The organism is Sinorhizobium sp. CB7, assembly GCF_041357635.1.
Taxonomy (GTDB): Bacteria; Pseudomonadota; Alphaproteobacteria; order Rhizobiales; family Rhizobiaceae; genus Rhizobium.
Genome location: NZ_JAULLL010000001.1, coordinates 576,005 through 596,775, shown reverse-complemented (window position 1 = coordinate 596,775; position 20,771 = coordinate 576,005). Strand labels below are relative to the sequence as shown.

Annotated in this window: 18 protein-coding genes; 10 read left to right on the top strand and 8 right to left on the bottom strand. The window is 60.2% G+C overall.

Annotated features, from left to right (window positions below; translation table 11 throughout):
- Positions 1-40 precede the first annotated feature (40 nt).
- The 5 genes from AAE029_RS02755 (at position 41) to AAE029_RS02735 (ending at position 7,109) form a co-directional block, all read left to right on the top strand.
- Positions 41-1,249 (top strand): glycosyltransferase family protein, encoded by a 1,209-nt coding sequence (locus AAE029_RS02755; protein ID WP_371071252.1) that lies wholly within the window; start codon positions 41-43, stop codon positions 1,247-1,249.
- A gap of 14 nt (positions 1,250-1,263) precedes the next feature.
- Positions 1,264-2,511, top strand: coding sequence for a glycosyltransferase family 4 protein (locus AAE029_RS02750; RefSeq protein ID WP_371071531.1), 1,248 nt, complete (start codon positions 1,264-1,266; stop codon positions 2,509-2,511).
- The gene (locus tag AAE029_RS02745; RefSeq protein WP_371071251.1) at positions 2,508-3,638 is read left to right on the top strand and encodes a glycosyltransferase family protein; all 1,131 of its coding nucleotides are present in this window, start codon (positions 2,508-2,510) and stop codon (positions 3,636-3,638) included. Before AAE029_RS02750 ends, AAE029_RS02745 begins: the two co-directional genes overlap by 4 nt.
- A 246-nt stretch (positions 3,639-3,884) precedes the next feature.
- Positions 3,885-6,602, top strand: coding sequence for an ABC transporter transmembrane domain-containing protein (locus tag AAE029_RS02740; protein WP_371071530.1), 2,718 nt, complete (start codon positions 3,885-3,887; stop codon positions 6,600-6,602).
- Between the two features lie 42 nt (positions 6,603-6,644).
- A complete protein-coding gene (locus tag AAE029_RS02735) occupies positions 6,645-7,109 on the top strand; it encodes a cyclic nucleotide-binding domain-containing protein (protein ID WP_371071250.1) in 465 nt (154 codons plus the stop codon).
- Positions 7,110-7,112: 3 nt separating this feature from the next.
- On the opposite strand, the gene AAE029_RS02730 is transcribed toward AAE029_RS02735, so the two are convergent.
- The 7 genes from AAE029_RS02730 to AAE029_RS02700 form a co-directional block, all read right to left on the bottom strand.
- Positions 7,113-8,102, bottom strand: coding sequence for an Ldh family oxidoreductase (locus AAE029_RS02730; RefSeq protein WP_371071249.1), 990 nt, complete (start codon positions 8,100-8,102; stop codon positions 7,113-7,115).
- A 337-nt stretch (positions 8,103-8,439) separates the two neighbouring features.
- Positions 8,440-8,835 (bottom strand): DUF983 domain-containing protein, encoded by a 396-nt coding sequence (locus AAE029_RS02725; protein WP_371071248.1) that lies wholly within the window; start codon positions 8,833-8,835, stop codon positions 8,440-8,442.
- 383 nt (positions 8,836-9,218) lie between these two features.
- A complete protein-coding gene (locus AAE029_RS02720) occupies positions 9,219-11,153 on the bottom strand; it encodes a PAS domain S-box protein (RefSeq protein ID WP_371071247.1) in 1,935 nt (644 codons plus the stop codon).
- A gap of 101 nt (positions 11,154-11,254) precedes the next feature.
- Entirely contained in the window at positions 11,255-12,862 is a 1,608-nt protein-coding gene (locus AAE029_RS02715; RefSeq protein ID WP_371071246.1) for a 5-guanidino-2-oxopentanoate decarboxylase, read from the bottom strand.
- Positions 12,859-14,049, bottom strand: a complete 1,191-nt coding sequence (locus tag AAE029_RS02710; RefSeq protein WP_371071245.1) for a pyridoxal phosphate-dependent aminotransferase — start codon at positions 14,047-14,049, stop codon at positions 12,859-12,861. The genes AAE029_RS02715 and AAE029_RS02710 overlap by 4 nt, the downstream gene beginning before the upstream one ends.
- A 20-nt stretch (positions 14,050-14,069) precedes the next feature.
- A complete protein-coding gene (locus AAE029_RS02705) occupies positions 14,070-14,696 on the bottom strand; it encodes a TetR family transcriptional regulator C-terminal domain-containing protein (RefSeq protein WP_371071244.1) in 627 nt (208 codons plus the stop codon).
- Positions 14,693-15,571, bottom strand: coding sequence for a dimethylarginine dimethylaminohydrolase family protein (locus AAE029_RS02700; RefSeq protein ID WP_371071243.1), 879 nt, complete (start codon positions 15,569-15,571; stop codon positions 14,693-14,695). Before AAE029_RS02700 ends, AAE029_RS02705 begins: the two co-directional genes overlap by 4 nt.
- Positions 15,572-15,777: 206 nt before the next feature.
- On the opposite strand from AAE029_RS02700, the gene AAE029_RS02695 reads away from it, so the two are divergent.
- From AAE029_RS02695 to AAE029_RS02675, 5 genes are all read left to right on the top strand, one after another.
- Entirely contained in the window at positions 15,778-16,551 is a 774-nt protein-coding gene (locus tag AAE029_RS02695) for an ABC transporter ATP-binding protein (RefSeq protein WP_371071242.1), read from the top strand.
- Positions 16,552-16,591: 40 nt separating this feature from the next.
- Positions 16,592-17,371, top strand: a complete 780-nt coding sequence (locus tag AAE029_RS02690) for a transporter substrate-binding domain-containing protein (RefSeq protein WP_371071241.1) — start codon at positions 16,592-16,594, stop codon at positions 17,369-17,371.
- A 63-nt stretch (positions 17,372-17,434) separates the two neighbouring features.
- A complete protein-coding gene (locus AAE029_RS02685; protein ID WP_371071240.1) occupies positions 17,435-18,163 on the top strand; it encodes an ABC transporter permease in 729 nt (242 codons plus the stop codon).
- The gene (locus AAE029_RS02680) at positions 18,163-18,987 is read left to right on the top strand and encodes an ABC transporter permease (RefSeq protein ID WP_371071239.1); all 825 of its coding nucleotides are present in this window, start codon (positions 18,163-18,165) and stop codon (positions 18,985-18,987) included. Before AAE029_RS02685 ends, AAE029_RS02680 begins: the two co-directional genes overlap by 1 nt.
- A 1-nt stretch (position 18,988) precedes the next feature.
- Positions 18,989-20,158, top strand: a complete 1,170-nt coding sequence (locus tag AAE029_RS02675; protein ID WP_371071238.1) for a M20 aminoacylase family protein — start codon at positions 18,989-18,991, stop codon at positions 20,156-20,158.
- Between the two features lie 22 nt (positions 20,159-20,180).
- Here the strand turns inward: AAE029_RS02675 and AAE029_RS02670 are convergent, their stop codons facing one another.
- Positions 20,181-20,732 (bottom strand): NADPH-dependent FMN reductase, encoded by a 552-nt coding sequence (locus AAE029_RS02670; protein ID WP_371071237.1) that lies wholly within the window; start codon positions 20,730-20,732, stop codon positions 20,181-20,183.
- Between the last annotated feature and the right edge of the window lie 39 nt (positions 20,733-20,771).

The following is a 20,771-nucleotide window of genomic DNA, read 5'->3' as shown; positions in this document are numbered from 1 at the left end:
GGACGCTTTAGACGTTACGTCCAATCGGGAGACAATACCCATGGTGAAGCGCTTGGAAGATGCTCGGATCCTGATGTACAGCCACGACACCTTCGGCCTCGGTCATCTGCGCCGCTGTCGGACCATCGCGCATGCGCTTGTCGAAGATTACCGGGGCCTGAATATCCTGATCATATCGGGCGCGACGATTGCTGGCGCCTTCGACTATCGCGCCCGGGTGGATTTCGTCAAAGTGCCGAGCGTGATCAAGCTGCGCAACGGCGAATATACGTCGATGGCCAGCCACATCGACCTGCATGAAACCCTGAAGATGCGTCAGTCCATCATCCGGCACACGGCGGAAACCTTCCAGCCCGACATCTTCATCGTCGACAAGGAGCCGATGGGATTGAAGGGCGAGGTCGAAGACACGCTTGCCTATCTGAAGGCTCTGGGCACGACACTTGTGCTCGGGCTCAGGGATATCATGGACGCTCCGCATCTTCTCGAAGCCGAGTGGCAGAGGAACAACGTTTTACAGAAGATAGACCAGTTCTATGATTCGGTCTGGATCTATGGCCCGCCCGATTTCTACGATCCTCTGGTGGGGCTTGACGTGCCCGCCGGCGTTCGCCGCAAAATGGATTTTGTCGGCTTTCTTCAACGCAGCGTTTCGCAGGACTCGAAATCGGAACACAAGCCAAAGGCCGACTATATTCTCGTGACACCAGGCGGCGGCGGTGATGGCGCCGATCTCGTGCACGATGTGCTCAACGCCTACCAGCAGGACTCGACGCTGCAGCATAAGGCCCTGGTCGTGCTCGGACCCTATATGCCGGCGGCGGAACGAACGAAGCTCCTGAAGCAGGCTGAAAGCATTCCCCAGATCGAGGTCATCGAATTCGACAGCCGCATGGAGGAACTGATCGCAGGCGCCAAGGCGGTCGTCGCCATGGGCGGCTATAATACCTATTGCGAAATTCTGTCCTTCGACAAGCCGGCCCTGATCATCCCGCGCGTCAAGCCGCGGGAGGAGCAGTTGCTGCGCGCCCAGCGGGCAAGCGAGCTTCGCCTGATCGACATGCTTCTGCCTGAGGAGTCAGCCGATCCGCTGTTGCTTGCGGAGGCCCTGAAGCGGCTTCCCGATCGGCTGCCGCCGTCGCAAAGCGGCTGCAACATGCGCCTCGAGGGTCTCGATCACATATCGCGCACTGTCGGCAATTGGCTGGAAAGCCGCGGGCGTCGCGCATCGCTTGCCATTGCCGAGTAACAGTGAGCACCATCTTGCCTGTCCGGAAGAAGATCCTTGTGGTGCTGAAGGGTTATCCGCGCCTTTCTGAAACCTTCATCGCGCAAGAACTATTGGGGCTCGAGCGGGCCGGCTTCGATCTGACCCTGATCTCGATGCGCAGGCCGACCGACAAGAAGCGCCATCCGATCCATGACGAGATCAGGGCGCGAGTCGTCTATCTGCCGGAATATTTGTACCAGGAGCCGCTGCGGGTGTTGAAGGCGCTTTTCTGGGGCGTCTCGAAACCGGGGTTCAGGCCGTTATGGAAGCGGTTCCTTGCGGATCTGCGTCGCGATTTCACGTCGAACAGGGTCCGCCGCTTCGGCCAGGCGCTGGTTCTTGCCCGTGAATGGCCTGATGGCGGCCAATGGCTGCATGCCCATTTCATCCATACCCCGGCTTCCGTGACGGACTATGCGAGCATCATGACCGGTATCCCCTGGACATGCTCGGCGCACGCAAAAGACATCTGGACATCGGCGGATTGGGAACTTTCGGAAAAGCTGCAAGATGCGCGCTGGACGGTCACCTGCACCCAGAGCGGCTACGATCACATGCGGCAGCTAACGGACCGGAAGGATCGCATCCACCTCAGCTACCATGGGCTGGACCTTATGCGTTTCGGTCGTTTCGACGGGCAGCGGTCGCAGCGCGATGGGTCTGATCCGTCCCATCCGATCCTCATCCTGAGCGTCGGCCGGGCGGTGGAAAAAAAGGGCTATGACATCCTGCTCAACTCCTTGGCGCTGCTGCCTTCTGATTTGAACTGGCGCTTCGAGCATATCGGCGGCGGCGACGAGTTGAAGAAGCTCAAGACGCTGTCGGTCGAACTTGGCATATCGGACCGGATCTTCTGGAAGGGCGCTCTCGCCCAGGAGGATGTGCTCGATCACTATCGACGCGCTGATCTTTTCGTGCTTGCCTGCCGCATCGCCACCAATGGCGACCGCGACGGCCTGCCCAACGTGCTGGTCGAAGCGTCGAGCCAGGGGCTCGTCTGCGTCTCGACAAACGTTTCGGGCGTACCGGAGCTGTTGATCGACGGCGAGAATGGCCTTGTCGTGCCGCCGGAGGATCCAAGACAGCTCGCCGACGCTTTGGAAAAGGCGCTTCGTGATCCGGCGCTGCGCAGCCGCCTCGGCGTTGCCGCCGAAAAGCGGGTACGCGAGCATTTCGATCATCATTCGAGCATCCATCAGTTGACGCGACTCTTCGAACAGGAGTGGCAGGGGGCATCATGAGCGCGGCGCGCGTCTTCTTTTACGTGCAGCACCTTCTCGGCATCGGCCATCTCGCGCGCGCAAGCCGCGTCGCCGATGCGTTTGTCGAGGACGGCTTCGACGTGACGACTGTCACGGGCGGCATATCGGTCCCGGGTTTTCCGGGCGAAGGCGTGAAATCCGTCGTGCTGCCGCCGGTCGTTGCAAGCAACGTCGGCTTCGCCGGCCTTGCGGACGAGAACGGAAAAGCGGTGAATCAGCAATTCCTCGACAATCGCCGGGATCTGCTGCTGCAAGCCTTTGCTGCCATAGCTCCGGATGTAGTGATCATCGAGGCATTTCCCTTCGGCCGCCGCCAGATGCGCTTCGAACTCCTGCCGCTGCTCGATGCAATCAAAGCCGCAAGTCCGAGGCCGAGGCTGATGACCTCTGTGCGCGATATTCTGCAGCAGAACAGGAAGCCGGGGCGAGACGAGGAGACTGTTGCCCTTTTGAAGGATCATTTCGATCGTATCCTGGTGCACGGCGATCCGCATTTCGTCAGGCTCGATGAAACATTTCCGCTGGCAGCCGAGATCGAAGATAAGATCGCCTATACCGGGCTTGTCGCCGCACCGCCGGCACCGGAGCCTTCCGAAATCTTCGATATAGTCGTTTCAGCAGGCGGCGGAGCGGTCGGGCGGGATCTGATCGGCGCGGCGATCAGTGCGGCGAAGATGGTCGCAACCGATCGTCGCTGGTGTCTGATCGCAGGTCCAAATTTGCCGGAAAATGATTTCCGGACTCTTGCGATGGACGTGCCGGCAAATGTCGATCTCGTCCGTTTCCGCAAGGATTTTCCATCCCTGCTGCGTGGAGCGGAATTGTCGGTTTCGCAAGCCGGCTACAATACGGTCTGCGATATCTTAAGTGCCCGATGCCGAGCGATCCTCGTGCCTTTCACGACGGGAGGCGAAACCGAACAGTCCGTGCGGGCGGATCGCCTCGAAAGGCTGGGTCTTGCGGCCACCCTTCCGGAAACCGGGCTGACAGCCGGTATGCTCGCCGCCGCCATTGAGGAAAGCCTTGCGAGTCCGAAGCCGCAGAGCCACGGACTGGACATCAATGGTGCGCAGGCCACCGCGCGAATGATCCGCGAGTTACTCTGATCGCTATGGCACAAAGGGGCGACTGAGACGGTATCGGTATATCGCTCTTTTGTAGGATTTTGTGCTATAAGAACAGTCTTCAAGGAGAATCAGATGCGAGCTGGGTATGGTATCTCGCTTCGCCCGTTTCTTCTCTTGCCTGGCACTGGTGGGCCCGGTTGCGTTGAAGTCCTCTTCATGCCTTTCATATTTGGCTCTGCGGATGGATTCACTGACTGAGCTGATCCGGAAACTTCACGGTAGATGATGGAAAAGAGCCTAGCGCGCTATATCTGGTCGAATACTCGCCTCCAGCAGCTCTGGATTCTGCTGGTGGTCGCCGTCTCGATGATTCCCTATTTCCTGTCTTTCGATCTGCCGAAGCAGATCGTCAACGGTCCCATTCAGGGCCAGGGATTCGAAGGTGAAGGCGCAACGCAGACCTTCATGCATATCGCCTACGATCTTCCCCTTATAGGTCACGTGGAAATATTCGAGGGGCTCCAGCTCAACCGCCTGCAGATGCTGATGGCGCTGAGCCTGGTCTTTCTTGCGCTCGTCGTCCTCAACGGCCTCTTCAAGTTCTATATCAACACCTATAAGGGCCGTCTCGGTGAGCGGATGCTGAGGCGTATCCGCTTCGAGCTGGTCGACCGGGTGCTGCGCTTTCCACCGCTTCATTTCAAGCGGGTGAAGTCTGCCGAGATCGCGACCATGATCAAGGACGAGGTGGAGCCACTCGGCGGCTTCACCGGGGATGCCTTCGTGCAGCCGGCCCTCCTCGGCGGTCAGGCGGCGACCGCGCTCGGCTTCATCATCCTGCAGAATTTCTGGCTCGGCACAATTGCGGCCGCCATCGTCGGCGTGCAGGCGATCATCATTCCCCGCATGCGCAAAAGGCTACTGGAGTTGGGCAGGCAGCGGCAACTGACGGCCCGCGAGCTTTCCGGCCGGGTCGGCGAAATCGTCGACGGGATCAGCACCATTCATGCCAACGATACCTCGAACCTCGAACGTGCCGATATCGCCGCCCGGCTGGGGAGGATCTTCTCGATCCGCTACGACCTCTACCAGTGGAAATTCCTGGTCAAGTTCATCAATAATTTCCTGGCGCAGGTGACCCCGTTCCTCTTCTATGCAATCGGCGGTCTGCTGGCGCTGCAGGGCCGGCTCGACATCGGCCAGCTCGTCGCCGTCATCAATGCCTACAAGGATCTGCCGGGGCCGCTCAAGGAACTGATCGACTGGGATCAGATGCGCCAGGACGTGCAGGTCAAATATCAGCAGGTCGTTGAGCAGTTCAATGTCGAACCGCTGATCGATGCGCGTATCCAGGAGGTCGCGCCGGCCGCTGTCGGACCGCTGACGCATGCACTGGTCGCGACCAATGTCACCTTGATCGACGACAGCGGCGCGCGGATAGTCGATCATGTCTCCGTCGAGATCAAGCCGCAGGAGACGGTTGCCATCATTGGAACGAACAGCAGCGGCGTCGAGGCGTTGGCGGAGGCGTTCGGCCGGCTGGTCTGGCCCCAACCAGGCGGAAGGATCACCATCGACGGAAGGGATATCCTGGAATTGCCGGAATCGATCACCGGCCGGCGCATCTCCTATGCCTCCTCCGACGCTTATTTCTTCCATGGGACGCTCAGGAACAATCTTCTCTATGGGCTCAAGCATGCTCCGCTGATCGCCGCCGAATACGACGACGCTCAGGCATTGAAAAACAAGTGGAACCTCATCGAGGCTCGCAAGGCGGGAAACCCTGCTCTGGATCTGAACAGCGATTGGGTCGACTACGCCTCGGCAGGTGCAAGCGGCCCCGACGATCTTCTGAAGGCCATCCGGCCGGTGCTCGATGCCGTGCTCATCTCCCACGATATTCTCGAGCTCGCTCTGCGCTCCACAGTCGACACGGCTTCGCATACGACGCTGACGGCCCGCATCGTCGAACTGCGCACGGCGCTGCGCGAGAAGCTGCGTGAGGAGGATCTCGACGGCGTCGTGGTTCCGTTCGAGTTCGATGCCTATAACGAACAGGCAACCGTTGGTGAGAACCTGCTCTTCGGTACGATGAGACGGCCGATGATGACCAACAGGAAGCTCGCTGCCCATCCCTATTTCCAGAAGCTCTTCGGAGAGTCCGACCTCAGCACGGACCTCTATGCAATGGGTCTCGAAATCGCGGAAAACACCGTCGAGCTGTTCCATGACCTGCCGCCGGACCATCCCTTCTTCCAGCAGCTCACCTTCATGACTGCGGACGATATCCCGGCCTATCAGGCGCTGCTGCAGAAGCTGCAGGGCCGCAGCTTCGCCGAGGCGTCACCAGAAGACCGCGCCAGCATCATCCGGCTCACCTTTTCCTATATCGAACCACGGCATCGTTTTGGTCTTCTGACCGACGCGCTTAAGGCGAAGATCGTCCAGGCGCGCAAGGCCTTCCACGAAAACATGCCGGCTGATCTCAAGCTGGTGATCGAGCGCTACGACGCCGAGCGCTTCACCTCGTCGGCGACCCTTATGGACAATGTGCTGTTCGGCAGGATCGCCTTCCAGCAGGCCGATGCCTTCGAACGTATCCGCGGCATTATCCGCGAGCTTTTCGACGCGCTTGACCTTTACGACAGCGTGCTTTCGATCGGGCTCGATTTCGATGTCGGTGCGGGCGGCAGGCGACTGACGAATGTGCAGCGGCAGAAACTCAATCTGGCGCGTGCCCTGCTCAAGCGTTCAGACTATTTCATCTTCAACAGGCCGCTTCCGGCGCTGGATCAGCGCGTCCAGGACCAGATAACGCGAAACGTCATTCTGGACCTGCATGAGGAGGGACATCGCCCCGCCATCATCTGGGTTCTGTCGAATGCCGCACTCTCAGAAATCTTTGACCGTGTGCTCCTGTTTGACCGCGGGACGCTGGTCGAGGCCGGAAACTATACGGAACTTTTGGAAAATAACGGTATGTTCAAGGAACTGTTATCGTAATATTCTATATGCGCGGCAAAATTCTGTAGGGGATTGACAGCCATGCTGCTGAAGGACGAAGTGGAAATGCTGAAGCGGGTTCCGATCTTTGCTCGCATAGCGCCGGCAAAGCTGAAACTGCTTGCTTTCACGTCCGATCGCGTCAGCTATAAGGCCGGCCAGGATCTGTTCCATCAGGGCGATCCGGGCGACGCCGCCTATGTCGTTCTTTCCGGAACGGCGGATGTCATCGTCGACAGCCCGGCTGGTGAGATCAAGGTCGCGGATGTCGAATTGAATTCGCTCGTCGGCGAGATCGCCATCCTTTGTGATGTGTCGCGGACCGCAACCGTCAGGGCCACCTCCCGCCTGGAAGTCCTTCGGATCAGCAAGGAGCATTTCCTCAAGCTGCTCAGCGATTTCCCCGAAATGGCCGTGGAAGTCATGAGGGTTCTGGCGGATCGCCTGAACCACACGACCTCCGAACTGACGGCGGCGCGCAGCCGACAGCCGCAACTCGTTCAGTAATCCTCAAAGTTTTCCGATCGCCTCGATGACATCGTCCTCTACCGAGAGGCCGTTGGTAATCGCGTCCCTGCGCGCGTTCTGGCCTCTGCGGCCGGGGAGACGCGCGCCAGGATCGGACGTGATCTGAGAGGCCAGCAGATTGAGCCTTGCTGCCGTGTTTCTGCCGCTCACAGCGGCCGGATCGATCGTGATGATCAACTGGCCAAGTCCCGGAGGCGGGCCGTTGTCGTCGAACAGCGATGTCGCCTCGAAAGCGTGATTGGCACCCGTGAGGCTCGCAGCGAGGATTTCCACCATCAGTGCCAGCGCAGCACCCTTGGCTTCGCCCGCGGGCATCATCGTCCCCTCCAATGCTTCACCCGCGTCCGTCGTTGGCCGGCCGTCCCGGTCAAAAGCCCAGTCGGCCGGAATTGCCGCACCCTTCTGATGTGCGGCCATGATCTTGCCGCGCGCGACCTTCGAGAGCGCCAGATCGATGACAAGCGGGTCCGCATCGGGCAAAGGCGTGGCGAAGGCGATCGGGTTCGTGCCGTAGAGAGGCACCTTGCCGCCCCAGGGTGCCATCGAGGCCGGTGCATTGGCAAACATCATCGCCACCAGCCCTTCATCCGCTAGGCGCTCGACCGTCAGGCCCATGACGCCCGCATGATGGGAGCGGTTGAGTGCGGCAAAGGCAATGCCCTGGCTTCTGGTGATGGCCGGCAATTCCTTGACCGCAAGATCGAGCGCTGGATAAGCGTAGCCGTGGGCTGCATCGATCCGCAACCCTGCCGCGGTCGGCCGTGAAAGCGACGGCTCTGCGAATCCATCGACTTTTCCCGCCTTCGACTGCGCCGCATAAGCGGGCACGCGGCGTAGACCATGTCCGCCCTGCCCGGCGGCTTCGGCTGCGACAAGGGCAAGCGAGACGGAGCGGGCGTTTGTGGCGCTGACTTTGCTGCGCTCCAGAGCGCCGGCAACAAGGCTTTCGGCCTCCGCGATAGATAGATGCATGATGGGGGCTTTCGGTATGGGCCGTGGTGGGCTGTGTTGCCCACCTACCCTCGCCGGCACAGTTCCGCAAGCCAAATAGCACAGGATGAATGCAGAAACTGAGACATTCCAAGACCAGCCAGCGCGTCAATGAAACCCGTCAAGGGTGCGTTCCGAAGTCGATTCTAATTTTCCTGGCTACATGCTGGAGCAAATTCCAGGAGAAGTGCGAAGCGATTGTCTGGCCGGAATTGCTGAAAACAAAGGGTTAGAGCGGTTCTGCGACCCGATGAAAAGCTGAGCAGCTCTAGCGGCCGTCGACGAATCTTATCCCCAGTTCTCCGTGGAATGTATGCAATCAATGTGCGCTGTGCTCCGGTCGATCGAGCCGACCTTCCTCAGCTTTATAGAAATACTGGCTGGCAACCAGCCAGCCTTTCAACGGCCGCAGCGGCGGGATGCAGGTCAGAAGCATGAAGGGCAACGTCGTGAACAGATGGACCCAGTAGGGCGCACTGTACTGGACCTCGAGCCAGACGCCGAGAGCCACACTCGGTATGCAAGCAAAGCAGATCACAAAGAAGGCGGGACCGTCGGCCGGATCGGCGAAGGAATAATCCAGACCGCACACTTCACATCGCGGCTGAAGCGTAAGAAAACCCTTGAAAAGATGCCCTTGTCCGCAACGCGGGCAGCGTCCCCTGATCCCTGTCTGCAGCGGCGGAAGCGCCGGCCATTGCTGTTGGTAGTTCATCTCACGATCCTTCTAGGCCGCTGCATGTATCGTCAAATCGGGATCGATTTAAGGAGACATGCAGCAATTCAAAATGCAGCGATCTTTGTGCATCTAAAAAGACGCGCGGCGCTGCAGGACGGCGATGTCCGTCTCGTTTGCGTCAAAAATGGAATTGACAGCAAACAATGTCAAGAATTGACCGCATACATGCCTGCAGCGCGATGGCGCCGCTGACGCATCGCAGAGTGATCCATCAGATCTATATTTCTTTAAATTCAGCACGTTGCGGGCCATAGAGTTCCGGGAAACTGCGTATGCCGGAAATTCGACCTGCGACGAAATGGCTATATCAAGGCATAGGAAATATAATTGTATGCATACAATTATGCGATGTTCAGTCGCTATGGCAACGCCTTCAGGATCGCTTCGGCCAACTGCTGTTGCGAGAAGGGCTTGCCCAGCTTCGGCAGGTTCGCATTCATTCCCTGCGGTAATTCTGCATAGCCCGTCGCCAGAATGATCGGCATATCAGGCCATTCCTTCCTGATTGCCTCGGCAAGCTGCGAGCCGGTCATATGGGGCATGGCATGATCGGAAATCACAAGATCCACCGTCTCCTGATGCAATATATCGAGGGCATCGGAGCCGGCTGTTGCCTCGAATACCGTATGCCCGAGGTCCTCCAGCATCAGGGTTGTGTTCATAAGGATAAGGCTGTCATCGTCGACCGCTAGAATCCGGAGCGGGTGCCGATCTCTTTCGAGACCTTTTGGCGCTTCCCTCTCGACCTTAGGTGCGACGGCCGTATTCGCGTCGGTCGCAGGAAACCAGAGCTCTGCTCTCGTTCCTACGCCCTTTTCACTTTTCAAGATCAGACGGCCACCTGCCTGTTCCACCAGACCCTGCACCATCGATAGTCCAAGCCCGGTCCCTTTGCCGACACCTTTGGTTGTGAAGAAGGGTGTGGTTGCTTGGGAGAGCGTCGCTTCGTCCATACCTTCGCCCCGATCGGCCACCGCAAGACAGACATAGCGACCGGCCGGCAAGCGCTGACCAAGCTCCTTCGATAGCGTTTCCTCTTGCGCTTCAATAACGATCGAGCCGCCCTGCGGCATCGCATCGCGCGCATTGACCACAAGGTTGAGGATTCCTGTTTCGAGCTGATTGGGATCGATCATGATGGCGGAGATGTCGGACGGGAGATTGGTCTCAAGCAGTGTCGATGGCCCCAGTGAACGCCGCAGCAGCTCACTCATGCCGCGAACCAGCTTAGCCACGTTGACCGGCTCGAGGTGGAGGTCCTGCCGCCGGGAGAACGTCAGCATTCTCTGGGTAAGTGCGGAGCCACGCTGTGCGCCTTGAATGGCATTCTCGATCAGCGGCGTTATCGCCGGATCGTACGGCAGTCGTTTGCGAACGATTTCAAGGCTGCCGAGGACTGCCATCAGCAGGTTGTTGAAGTCGTGCGCGATTCCCCCGGTCAGACGGCCGATCGCTTCCATCTTCTGCGACTGGAACAATTCCTCACGCGCCTGATCCAGTTTGTGCTGCGCCTCCAATTTCTCGGTGATGTCACGGGTGACCTTGGCGAAGCCTACAATCTCTCCGAGGTCATTACGGATGGCATCGATGACGATGCTTGCCCAGAAGCGCGTACCGTCCTTCCGGACACGCCAGCCCTCCTTTTCGCAGCGGCCTTCGCGTGCAGCGATCCGAAGCCCGTGTTGCGGCTCCCCGGCGGCACGGTCCTCTTCCGTGTAGAATCGCGAAAAATGCTCGCCGATGATTTCCTCGGGCCGATATCCCTTGATGCGTTGTGCGCCAGCGTTCCAGCTACTGACGCAGCCCTGCGGGTCGAGCATATAGATTGCGTAGTCCGTGACACCTTGCACCAGCAGGCGGAACTGCTGCTCACTTCGTGCAAGTTCGGCTTCCGCCCGCTTGCGCTCAGTCAGGTCGCGGGTAATTTTCGCAAAGCCGATGAGCCTGCCGGAGTGGTCGCGTATCGGATCGATGATGACATGAGCCCAATAGCGACTGCCGTCCTTGCGGATACGCCAGCCTTCGCCCTCGAAGCGCCCTTCCGTCGCGGCAGTCATAAGCGCTTGGGCCGGCTTCCCGGCCCTGCGATCCTCTTCCGGATAAAAGCGCGAAAAATGCTGGCCCAGTATTTCTCCTTGTCTGTATCCTTTGGCGCGTTGCGCACCCGCATTCCAGCTGGTGATTATCCCTTCGGGGCTCAGCATGTAGATTGCGTAGTCGATGATGGCATCGAGAAGGAGACGGATCCGGCCTTCATCTGCATCCGAGATCTCATATTGCTCTGCTGCGTTCATGTTCCCCTCAAGGAAATAATCGGTGAAAAGGAATGCTTCGGGCGGAAGTTTGTTCCGCAAAACGAAGATTTTGCCGACAGGGGCCGAACGCGAATGGTCGTTTACCCGGTGGCGCCGGCCGTCGAGGTTTGATGAATTTCGACAAGGGTGGGTCCCATTCGCGCTGCGGCTTCCGTCAGCACTGCAGGCATCTGCCCGATATCGGTAAGGCGCACGCCTGGAATGCCATAGGCTTTTGCAGCCAACAGGAAATCCGGTGCCGAAGGCGTTACACCTACCGGCGCCACGCCGGCCTCCACCATTGCGGATTCGATCTCCCGATAGCCGTCATTGTTCCAGACAAGGAAGATGATGCGTGCACCGGCGTCGACAGCCGAGCCCATTTCCGCCAGCGAGAACTGGAACCCGCCATCCCCGACGAGACAGACGACCGGGCGCGCGGGATCGGCGATCGCAGCACCGATAGCGGCGGGAGGCGCGTAGCCGAGCGCGCCATAGCCGGTGGCGGCATTGAACCAGCTCTTCGGGCGCGGCGCATCGCAATAGAGATTGCCGGCGTAGACTGCTTGGGTCGAGTCACCGACGATCGTGCAGTCCGGCAACACGCCAAAGATCGCGTCCAGGATGCCGATTTCCACGCGCATCTTGGCGGTGAGTTCGGCGAGTGCCGCCTTGCGCGCAGCTTCGGCTCGATGGCTTCCAGTCGCGGACGGCTTGCTTACCAAGCGCGCGGCGATGCCGCTTGTTGCGGCCCCGGCGTCGGATAGCACGGAAAGCACGGCATGCGGGCCACGTGAGAGTTGCGCAGCGTCGATATCTATGCGCACCAGGTTGGGAAGCATCGGAAACGCGCCATTGGCATACATGTCGTAGTCGGTCTGCCCCATCTCCGTTCCGATTGCCAGCACCAGATCAGCCTCGGAGAGCAGCATCCGCACCGACTTGAGGCTGGGACTTGCCGGCACACGCAAGGGGTGGTCGGCCAGCAGGCCCCGTGCATTCACCGTCGTGACGACCGGCGCACCGAGCCGCTCGGCAAGCGCCCTGATCTCTTCCTCCGCAAGAACGGCTCCGCCGCCGCAGACGATCACCGGACGGGTGGCGACATCGCAGAGGGCGGCAGCCTTCTCCAGGCTCTCGGCATCCGCATAGGGGCGCGTAATCGCCGTTTGCCGCGATTGCGGCCGGCCGATCCGCGCCGCCATGACATCGGTTGGAATTTCAATGTGGACGGGTCCCGGGCGTCCGGAAATCAACACCGAAAAGGTCCGCGCCATCACCGCAGGCAGGTCCTCCGGTTCAAGCAGCGTATGGGAATAGAGGGCGAGCGTCTTCATCATGCCGTGCTGATCGGGAAGCTCATGCAGGAGACCGCGAACATGTCCCAGCGCATTGCGACGATTAACACCCGAAATCACCAGCATCGGGATGGAATCGGCGCGCGCCTGCGCCATTGCCGTAATCGTGTTGGTAATGCCAGGCCCGGTGATCACCAATGCAACGCCCGGCTTACCGCTGACACGGGCATAACCATCGGCCATGAAGCCGGCGCCCTGCTCATGGCGCGCCGTCACATGCCGTATGTTCGATCCGGCGAGACCACGATAGAGCTCGATGGTGTGAACACCTGGAATGCCGAAAACAGTCTCGACCCCATTGGCTTCAAGGAGATCGATGAGCGCTTCGCCCACGGTCTTCGTTGCGGTCATGCCCGACGCTCCTCGCGCAGCGCCAGCCGGCGGGCGAGTGCTGCGATGCGGCCGCAGGCCTCGTCGATCGCCTGGTCCGGCACCGTCAGGCTAACGCGCACGAAATACTGCGCCTCTTGCCCGAAGGACGATCCTGGCATGGTCGCCACACCCTCCTCCTCCAGCAATGCCCAGGCGAATTCCTCGCCGCTCAGGCCGGTCCCGGTGACGTCGAGCAGAATGAACATGCCGGCTTCCGGCGGCAGGGGAACAATGCCGGGCGCACCGGCAAGTGCTGCGGCGATACGCTCGGCGCGCTTACTGTAGGATGCACGCATGCGGGCCGATGTCTCGATCGGATTTGTCAACGCATGGGCCGTCATGTCGGCAATGAAGGGCTGCACGCCGAAGAGCATGGTCTCGGACACCGCGAGCAGCCGATTTGCAAATTCGGCCGGGCCGACGGCCCAGCCGCTGCGGAAGCCTGGCGCGGCATGGGACTTCGAGATCGAGGAGACGACGATCGTGCGCTCCGCCAGACCGGGATCGTCGAAGGGCGAAGCGAAGGATCCTCGGAACACCAGTTCCTCATAAACTTCGTCGCAGACGATCCAGAGATCGTGGCGACGGCAGACATCGCCGATGGCGGCGATTTCGGCGGCCGTCAGCACGGCGCCCGTCGGATTGTGCGGCGTATTGAGGAGCAGGACGCGGCATTCTGGCGTGATGGCTCTTTCGAGATCGGCGGCCTGCATATGAAAGCCGAATTCCGGGCGGAGCGGCACCGTCACCTGATGGGCGCCGGTCGACCGGATCACCCCTTCATAGGTGGCATAGAGCGGATCGCCGACAAGCACGCCGTCACCGGCCTCGACGAGGCCGAGCATCACGGCGAAGAGTGCCGTCTGCGTGCCGGGAAAACACAGCACGTTCTCCCAGGTGACGTCGGGACGCCGCTTGCGATATTTCTCCGCGATCGCGGTAACGGCGGATGGTTCGCCGCGGCCGTTTGAATAACGGTAGCGACCGGCATTCATGGCGCGCTGCGCTTCGATGATGAGCTGGGGATCGATCGGCTGATCCGGCTCGCCGATGGTAAGCTCGATAATGTGGGCGCCCGCCTGCTTCATCTGCCGCGCCCTCAGATGCAATGTCCATTTTCCCGAGCCCAGATCAGCGAGACGGTCCGTGATCGATGCGTAGCGCATGGGTGCTTCCTTCTTCTTTTCTAGTTTTTTATGGTGTTGCCGAGCCGCAATCCGAGCAGCGATTCCACGGACGATATGGCGATGCCGACCAGCTCGGATTGGTCGAAGAGGTCACCGGCGAGGCACTCTTCAAGCCAGAGGCCGTCGATCAATCCATTGATGGCGATCGCCAATCGGCGGCATTCCGCGGCACTCGCTTCCCGTCCCATCGAGGTCAGGAAATTAGAAATCAAGCCCTGCAACTCGTCGCGGAAGTTCAGGTAACCTTCGCGATGAATGGCGGCGAGCGCAGGGTCGACCTGGACCTGGCTGATGAAGGTCGCCCAGAGCGACAGACTGCGGCTATTGGCGATCGGCGCACTCAGGTTACGCGTGATGAATTCCCGCAGCCGTGTCGCCGGATCCCCATCGATCGTCTCAGCCCTTGCCGCGAAGGTGGCGAGCACCTGCCGGTAGGCGGCGGCGACCATCTGATCCTTCGATTCGAAATAGTGCCGGACGAGCCCGGCCGTCACATCTGCGCGAACCGCGATCTCGCGCACCGTCGCGCCCTGCAGGCCGACTTCGGCGATGCAGTTGAGCGTTGCTTCGATCAGCTCTTGCCGCCGTTCGCCTTCGGGGGCGCGATGAAACGTTCGGCGTGTCATGACGCTCGCCGCAGGATGGGCCGGTTCAGGCAGGTGGGGCCGCCTTCGCAGGCGATGCAGAGCGCATCGCCCTCAAAAGTCGTGACCGTGCAGCCGACCGCCTCCATCGCGGCCCTGGTCTTGGGGAAGCCTTCGATCATGATGACGTCCCTCGGCCCGAGAGGCAGGACATTGAGGCTCAGCCCGTTGCTCGCGTGGAACTCGTCGGCGGGCGCCTCGATGAGGCCGATGCCATGATGCTTCAGAAGCTGATAGAACGGCGCCGGGAGCAAAGGCGCAAACACAAGCGCGAGATCGGACGCAAGCGGGCTGATGACCGACATCAGGTGCAGGCAGGCTTCCTCGCCCTGCCAGAGCGGCAGGTCGAAGCCAAGAATCTCAAAGCCATGCGGCGAAAGCATTCGCGACAGTTGGCGGATACCCTCTTCGTTGCTCCTGACGCCGCGGCCGACGATCAGCGTCCTGGAATCCAGCCAGACGCAGTCGCCGCCTTCGACGGTGCCCGGCTCCTCGATGCGCCCGAGAATCGGAATGCCGGCCTGTCTGTAGGCCTGCTCGTGAAGCGCAGTCTCGGCACGCCTGAGCGGTTTCCCCATCCGCAGGAGCACGGCGCCATGATCCGTCATCAAGGATGGATCCTGCGTGAACATGGCATCCGCAAGACCGTCGCCGGTATCCTCGATCCAGAGGATCTCCGCGCCCGACCTCTCGATCAGATCCGCGAACTCGGCATATTGCCGGACGGCCTTTTCCGCATCGAATGTCGGTCCGTAATGCCAATCCGTCGGATCGGCCGCTTTCAGGCTCGCTCCCGGCCGGCGCATCAGGACACGCAAGAGTCTGGCCGACATGTGCTGCGAACCGAAAGCAGTCATTGCGTACTCCTGTTGGATATTTGATCAGGTGGTGGGCATGCCAGAAAAAGCGGCATTGCCGTTATTATACGCTTGAATAATTTCCGCACAAGTGCAACGATACCCCGCGGAACAAGCATGACGGCCGAAGATGCCGCATGAAAAACAAGGGGAAATGTGCTCATGCCTATCAAGGCGCGTGCCCATCTGGGAAGGGCATATCATTTATGAGCGGCCGGGCTCAGGCTATCGCGGTTACCGGCCTCCACAAGCGTTTCGGGCCACTGGAAGTATTGAAGGGTGTATCGCTGACCGCCAACGAGGGCGACGTCATCGCCATCATCGGCGGCAGCGGCTCGGGAAAATCGACCTTTCTTCGCTGTATCAACATGCTGGAGCTGCCAACGGCGGGATCGATCACGGTCCATGGCGAAACGATCGGCATGAAGAAAGACGGGCATGGCGGCCTGATGCCGTCGGACCGCAGGCAGGTGCAGCGCATCCGCAGTCAACTCGGCATGGTGTTCCAGAGCTTCAATCTCTGGCAGCACATGACGATCCTGCAGAACATAATCGAGGCGCCGGTCCACGTTCTCGGGAAATCCAAGGCGGAGGCGATCGAGACGGCTGAAGCGCTGCTTCGCCGAGTCGGCCTTTACGATAAGCGCGACGCCTATCCCGCCTTTCTCTCCGGCGGCCAGCAGCAGCGTGCCGCGATCGCGCGGGCGCTTGCGATCCAACCGCTCGTGATGCTCTTCGACGAACCGACCTCGGCGCTCGACCCCGAACTGGTCGGCGAGGTTCTGACTGTTATCGCCGATCTGGCGAAGGAAAAGCGGACGATGATCCTGGTCACGCACGAGATGAAGTTCGCGCGCAACGTCGCAAGCCATGTCGTCTTTCTGCATAACGGAATGATCGAGGAGCAAGGGAAGCCGGAGGAGATCTTCGGCGCACCGAAATCCGAGCGCCTGAAGAAGTTCATCAGCACCATTCACTGATTTCGACAATGCTCAACAACCACCAGAACAGGGGAACAGCATGAAGAAGACTTTGAAGACAATCGCGTTCGCAGTCGCACTCGGCATCGCCGGCGCGACGGCGGCAGCGGCCGAAACCGTAAAGGTCGGCTTCGCGGCCGAGCCCTACCCTCCGTTCACCTCGCCGGACGCAAGCGGCCAGTGGGTTGGATGGGAAGTCGACTTCATGAAGGCGATCTGTGCCGAAGCCAAACTCGACTGCGTCATCACCCCAGTCGCCTGGGACGGCATCATCCCTGCGCTCACGTCCAAGAAGATCGACATGATCGTCGGCTCGATGACGATCACCGCCGAGCGGCAGCAGACCATCGACTTCTCCGACAAATATTACAACACGCCGACGGGCATCATCGGTCCGAAGGACCAGAAATTCGACGCCACTCCGGAGGGTCTCGCGGGCAAGACCATCGGCGTTCAGGTCGCAACCGTTCATCAGAATTATGCCAACAAATATTTCGCCGCCAAATCGACGGTTAAGGAATACCAGACCCAGGACGAGGCTAATCAGGATCTGGCGGCCGGTCGTCTCGATGCGGTTCAAGCTGACGCAATCGCCCTCGATGCCTTCCTGAAGAGCGATCAGGGCAAGGAATGCTGCGACTTCAAGGGCAATGTCGCGGACGATCCGGCAATCCTCGGAACCGGCGTCGGCGTCGGCTTGCGCAAGGGCGACACGGCGTTGAAGGACAAGATCAACGCCGCCATCAAGGCGATCCGCGCCGACGGCACCTACGACACCTTCTCCAAGAAGTATTTCGACTTCGACATCTACGGCGGCTAAATCAATCCGCATGACTGGCGATAAAAGGATCGCCGGTCATGTCCTTCGAAGATCGAAAGTCCCATGGCGACGGATCCCAGTTCCCTCATCAACTGGAGCCTGCTGGCGCTCTCGCCCCCCGGCTGGGGCGGCGTGCTGCTCGAAGGTTTTGCAAACTCCCTTCAGATCGCCATTGGCGGCTTCGGGCTTGGACTTCTGCTGGGCATCGGAGGCGCCTTCGGCAAACTCTACGGCGGCCCAATCCTGCGTGACCTTCTTGAATGCTACACGACGATCGTGCGCGCGGTTCCCGAACTGGTGCTCATCCTTCTGCTCTATTATGCCGGAACGGATGTCATCAATCAGGCATTGACCGCCTTCGGCTACGGAGCGGTGGACATCAGCGGCCTGGCTGCAGGGATCTTCGTGATCGGCGTCGTTCAGGGTGCCTATTCGACCGAGGTTCTTCGGGGCGCGATCAAGGCTGTTCCGGCAGGGCAGATCGAGGCGGCTCGTGCCTTCGGCATGTCGCCCTTCAAGGTTATGCGCCGCGTGACGCTACCGGCCATGCTGCCCTATGCCATACCGGGTCTGGCTAATCTCTGGCTGATTGCGACCAAGGATACCGCGCTGCTTGCCGTCGTCGGCTTCAGCGAGCTGACGCTCGTCACCCGGCAAGCAGCCGGTGCGACCAAGGCCTATTTCCTGTTCTTCTGCGCCGCCGGGGCCCTCTATCTGCTCCTGACGCTCGTTTCGAATCTCATTGTCCACATCATCGAGCGACATGCGCGGCGCGGATTGGCGGAGCAGTGATGAGCGATGAAATCACCCACGCCATGGCGTTCACGCCGGAAGATCTGCCAAAGGCCAAAAGCTTCTTCCAGCCGCACCGGATCGTACTGATCGCTCTCTTCGCTCTCGCCGTTTTCGCCATCATCTGGTTCATGCGTTGGGACTGGTTGCCACGCTATCTGCCGCGGCTTGGGTGGGGCATCTGCGTGACACTCGCAATGCTTGCCAGCACATCCATCCTCGGCTTTCTTCTGGCCGTACCGCTGGGGCTGGTGCAGGTCACGGGTCCATGGCCGCTGAAGCTGCTCGCGTGGGGCTTTTGCACGATCATCCGCGGTACGCCGCTGCTCCTGCAGCTCTGGCTCCTCTATTACGGCCTCGGTTCGCTCTTCCCGCAATTTCCGGCGATCCGGCACTCCTTTCTCTGGCCTTATCTGCGTGAAGCCTGGCCGTATGGTGTCGCCTCGCTGACTATTTCGTTTGCCGCCTACGAAGGCGAAGTTATGCGCGGCGCCTTTGCCGGCGTGCCTGCGGGTGAGCTGGAGGCTGCGCGCGCCTATGGCATGGGGCGCTGGACGCTGTTCCGGCGCATCTGGTTACCGCGCGCCGTCCATCGCGCATTGCCGACACTGACCGGCGAGACCGTGCTGCAGCTCAAGTCGACGCCGCTGGTCGCAACGATCACCGTCATCGACGTCTATTCGGTCATCTCCAAGGTGCGCCAGGAGACCTATGTCACCTATGAGCCCTTACTTCTGCTGGCACTCGTCTATATGTGCCTGACCGGCTTGCTGGTCGTCGGCTTCCGCTATTTCGAAAACCGCATTCCCACCCGTGGTGCCTGATATGTCCATCAACGTTTCGCTTGCCAATTCCATGCCGGAACTCGTCGCCATCCGCCGCGATCTGCATGCCCATCCGGAACTGGGGCTTTCTGAGTTTCGTACCTCCGACTTTGTAGCCGGCTATCTGGAAAAACTCGGCTATACGGTCACCCGCGGGCTGGCCACGACCGGCCTCGTCGCCACGCTTTCGAACGGGACAGGCAAAAGGACGATCGGCATCCGCGCCGATATGGATGCGCTGCCGATCCTCGAGGAGACAGGCCTCGATTATGCCAGCAAGACGCCGGGACTGATGCATGCCTGCGGTCACGACGGACATACGACCATGTTGCTTGGCGCCGCCAGGGCGCTCGCGGAGCGAAAAAAATTTGACGGCACGATCCATCTCATCTTCCAGCCGGCCGAGGAAAATTTCGGCGGCGCCAAGCTGATGATGGATGATGGGCTTTTCGAAAAATTCCCATGCGATGCCGTCTTCGCGCTGCACAACGAACCGGCTTTGCCTTTCGGCCAGTTCGCATTTCGCGAAGGCCCGGTGATGGCCGCGGTCGATGAATGCCGCGTCACGATCAATGGTCGTGGTGGCCATGGTGCCGAACCCCAGGAGACGGCGGACCCGATCGTCTGCGGCGCGAGTATCGTCATGGCCCTTCAAACCATCGTGTCGCGCAACATCCATCCGATGGACCCGACGGTGGTGACCGTCGGGTCCTTTCACAGCGGTTCGGCAAGCAACATCATTCCCGAACGGGCTGAGATCGTTGTCGGCATCCGTTCCTTCGATCCGAAGGTGCGCGACGAGCTGGAGCGGCGCATCACGCTTGTCGCCGAAAGCCAGGCGGAAAGCTTCGGCATGACGGCGACCGTGCGTTACCTGCGCAGCTATGATGCGACGATCAATCACAAGGCCGAAACCGATTTCGTGCGCGACCTCGCCACGCGGTTCGCGGGCGCCGACAAGATTGTCGACCTGGAACGTCCCTATATGGGCAGCGAGGATTTCGCCTATATGCTCCAGGAAAAACCCGGAACCTATTTTTTCCTCGGCAGCAGGGTGACCGGCGACGAGAAGCCGCTCCACCATCCGGCCTATAATTTCAACGACGATCTGCTGCCGATCGGCGCCGCATTCTGGACGGAACTTGCTGAAGCGTATCTGAACCGGCTCTAAAAATTAGCGCGGCTATCGCTGATCATTTCCCGGCGGCGACGAAGGCAGCAAAGCCCTGCAGAAATTCCGAAAGCTGCTTCTTCACCTTCTCGTCGGCCAACATTCCATTGGCATCGAAGACCGAGCCGGCATGGGAGATCATCAGCCGACCTTCCAGCCAGGGCCGCGTGCGAAGCGTGCGCAGCACGGAGAGCCAGGCGTTCTGGCTGAGGATCGTGCCGAACCCGCTGGGAGAGGCGCCGGCAAGAGCGACGGGCTTACCGCGGAAAACGCGGTGGGCATCAGCGCCCGAGCTCAGCCAGTCGATCGCGTTCTTGAAGACGCCCGGCATCGAATTGTTGTATTCCGGCGTAAACATGATGAGGCCGTCGGCGCCGGCGATCAGATCCTTCAATTCGGCCACTTTCGGGGGATTGCCCTCCGCCTCTTCGAGGTCGGCATCATAGAGCGGAATGCCGTGGATGGTGGCCTTGACGAATTCGACGCCTTCCGGCGCCATAGCGGCTGCGGCATGCAGGAGTGCCGTATTGTAGGATCGCTGGCGAAGGCTTCCAGATAGCCCGACAAGTTTCATCCCGATTCCTCCGTTCAGAGTTTCGGCAAGACTTCTATC

Bases quoted from the DNA above. Each gene is read 5' to 3' on its own strand.
- AAE029_RS02705 (WP_371071244.1), bottom strand. From the start codon at position 14,696: ATGACACGCCGAACGTTTCATCGCGCCCCCGAAGGCGAACGGCGGCAA.
- AAE029_RS02755 (WP_371071252.1), top strand. From the start codon at position 41: ATGGTGAAGCGCTTGGAAGATGCTCGGATCCTGATGTACAGCCACGAC.
- AAE029_RS02680 (WP_371071239.1), top strand. From the start codon at position 18,163: ATGAGCGATGAAATCACCCACGCCATGGCGTTCACGCCGGAAGATCTG.
- AAE029_RS02715 (WP_371071246.1), bottom strand. From the start codon at position 12,862: ATGACCGCAACGAAGACCGTGGGCGAAGCGCTCATCGATCTCCTTGAA.
- AAE029_RS02740 (WP_371071530.1), top strand. From the start codon at position 3,885: ATGGAAAAGAGCCTAGCGCGCTATATCTGGTCGAATACTCGCCTCCAG.
- AAE029_RS02720 (WP_371071247.1), bottom strand. From the start codon at position 11,153: ATGAACGCAGCAGAGCAATATGAGATCTCGGATGCAGATGAAGGCCGG.
- AAE029_RS02725 (WP_371071248.1), bottom strand. From the start codon at position 8,835: ATGAACTACCAACAGCAATGGCCGGCGCTTCCGCCGCTGCAGACAGGG.
- AAE029_RS02695 (WP_371071242.1), top strand. From the start codon at position 15,778: ATGAGCGGCCGGGCTCAGGCTATCGCGGTTACCGGCCTCCACAAGCGT.
- AAE029_RS02730 (WP_371071249.1), bottom strand. From the start codon at position 8,102: ATGCATCTATCTATCGCGGAGGCCGAAAGCCTTGTTGCCGGCGCTCTG.
- AAE029_RS02710 (WP_371071245.1), bottom strand. From the start codon at position 14,049: ATGCGCTACGCATCGATCACGGACCGTCTCGCTGATCTGGGCTCGGGA.
- AAE029_RS02685 (WP_371071240.1), top strand. From the start codon at position 17,435: ATGGCGACGGATCCCAGTTCCCTCATCAACTGGAGCCTGCTGGCGCTC.
- AAE029_RS02745 (WP_371071251.1), top strand. From the start codon at position 2,508: ATGAGCGCGGCGCGCGTCTTCTTTTACGTGCAGCACCTTCTCGGCATC.
- AAE029_RS02690 (WP_371071241.1), top strand. From the start codon at position 16,592: ATGAAGAAGACTTTGAAGACAATCGCGTTCGCAGTCGCACTCGGCATC.
- AAE029_RS02700 (WP_371071243.1), bottom strand. From the start codon at position 15,571: ATGACTGCTTTCGGTTCGCAGCACATGTCGGCCAGACTCTTGCGTGTC.
- AAE029_RS02675 (WP_371071238.1), top strand. From the start codon at position 18,989: ATGTCCATCAACGTTTCGCTTGCCAATTCCATGCCGGAACTCGTCGCC.
- AAE029_RS02670 (WP_371071237.1), bottom strand. From the start codon at position 20,732: ATGAAACTTGTCGGGCTATCTGGAAGCCTTCGCCAGCGATCCTACAAT.
- AAE029_RS02735 (WP_371071250.1), top strand. From the start codon at position 6,645: ATGCTGCTGAAGGACGAAGTGGAAATGCTGAAGCGGGTTCCGATCTTT.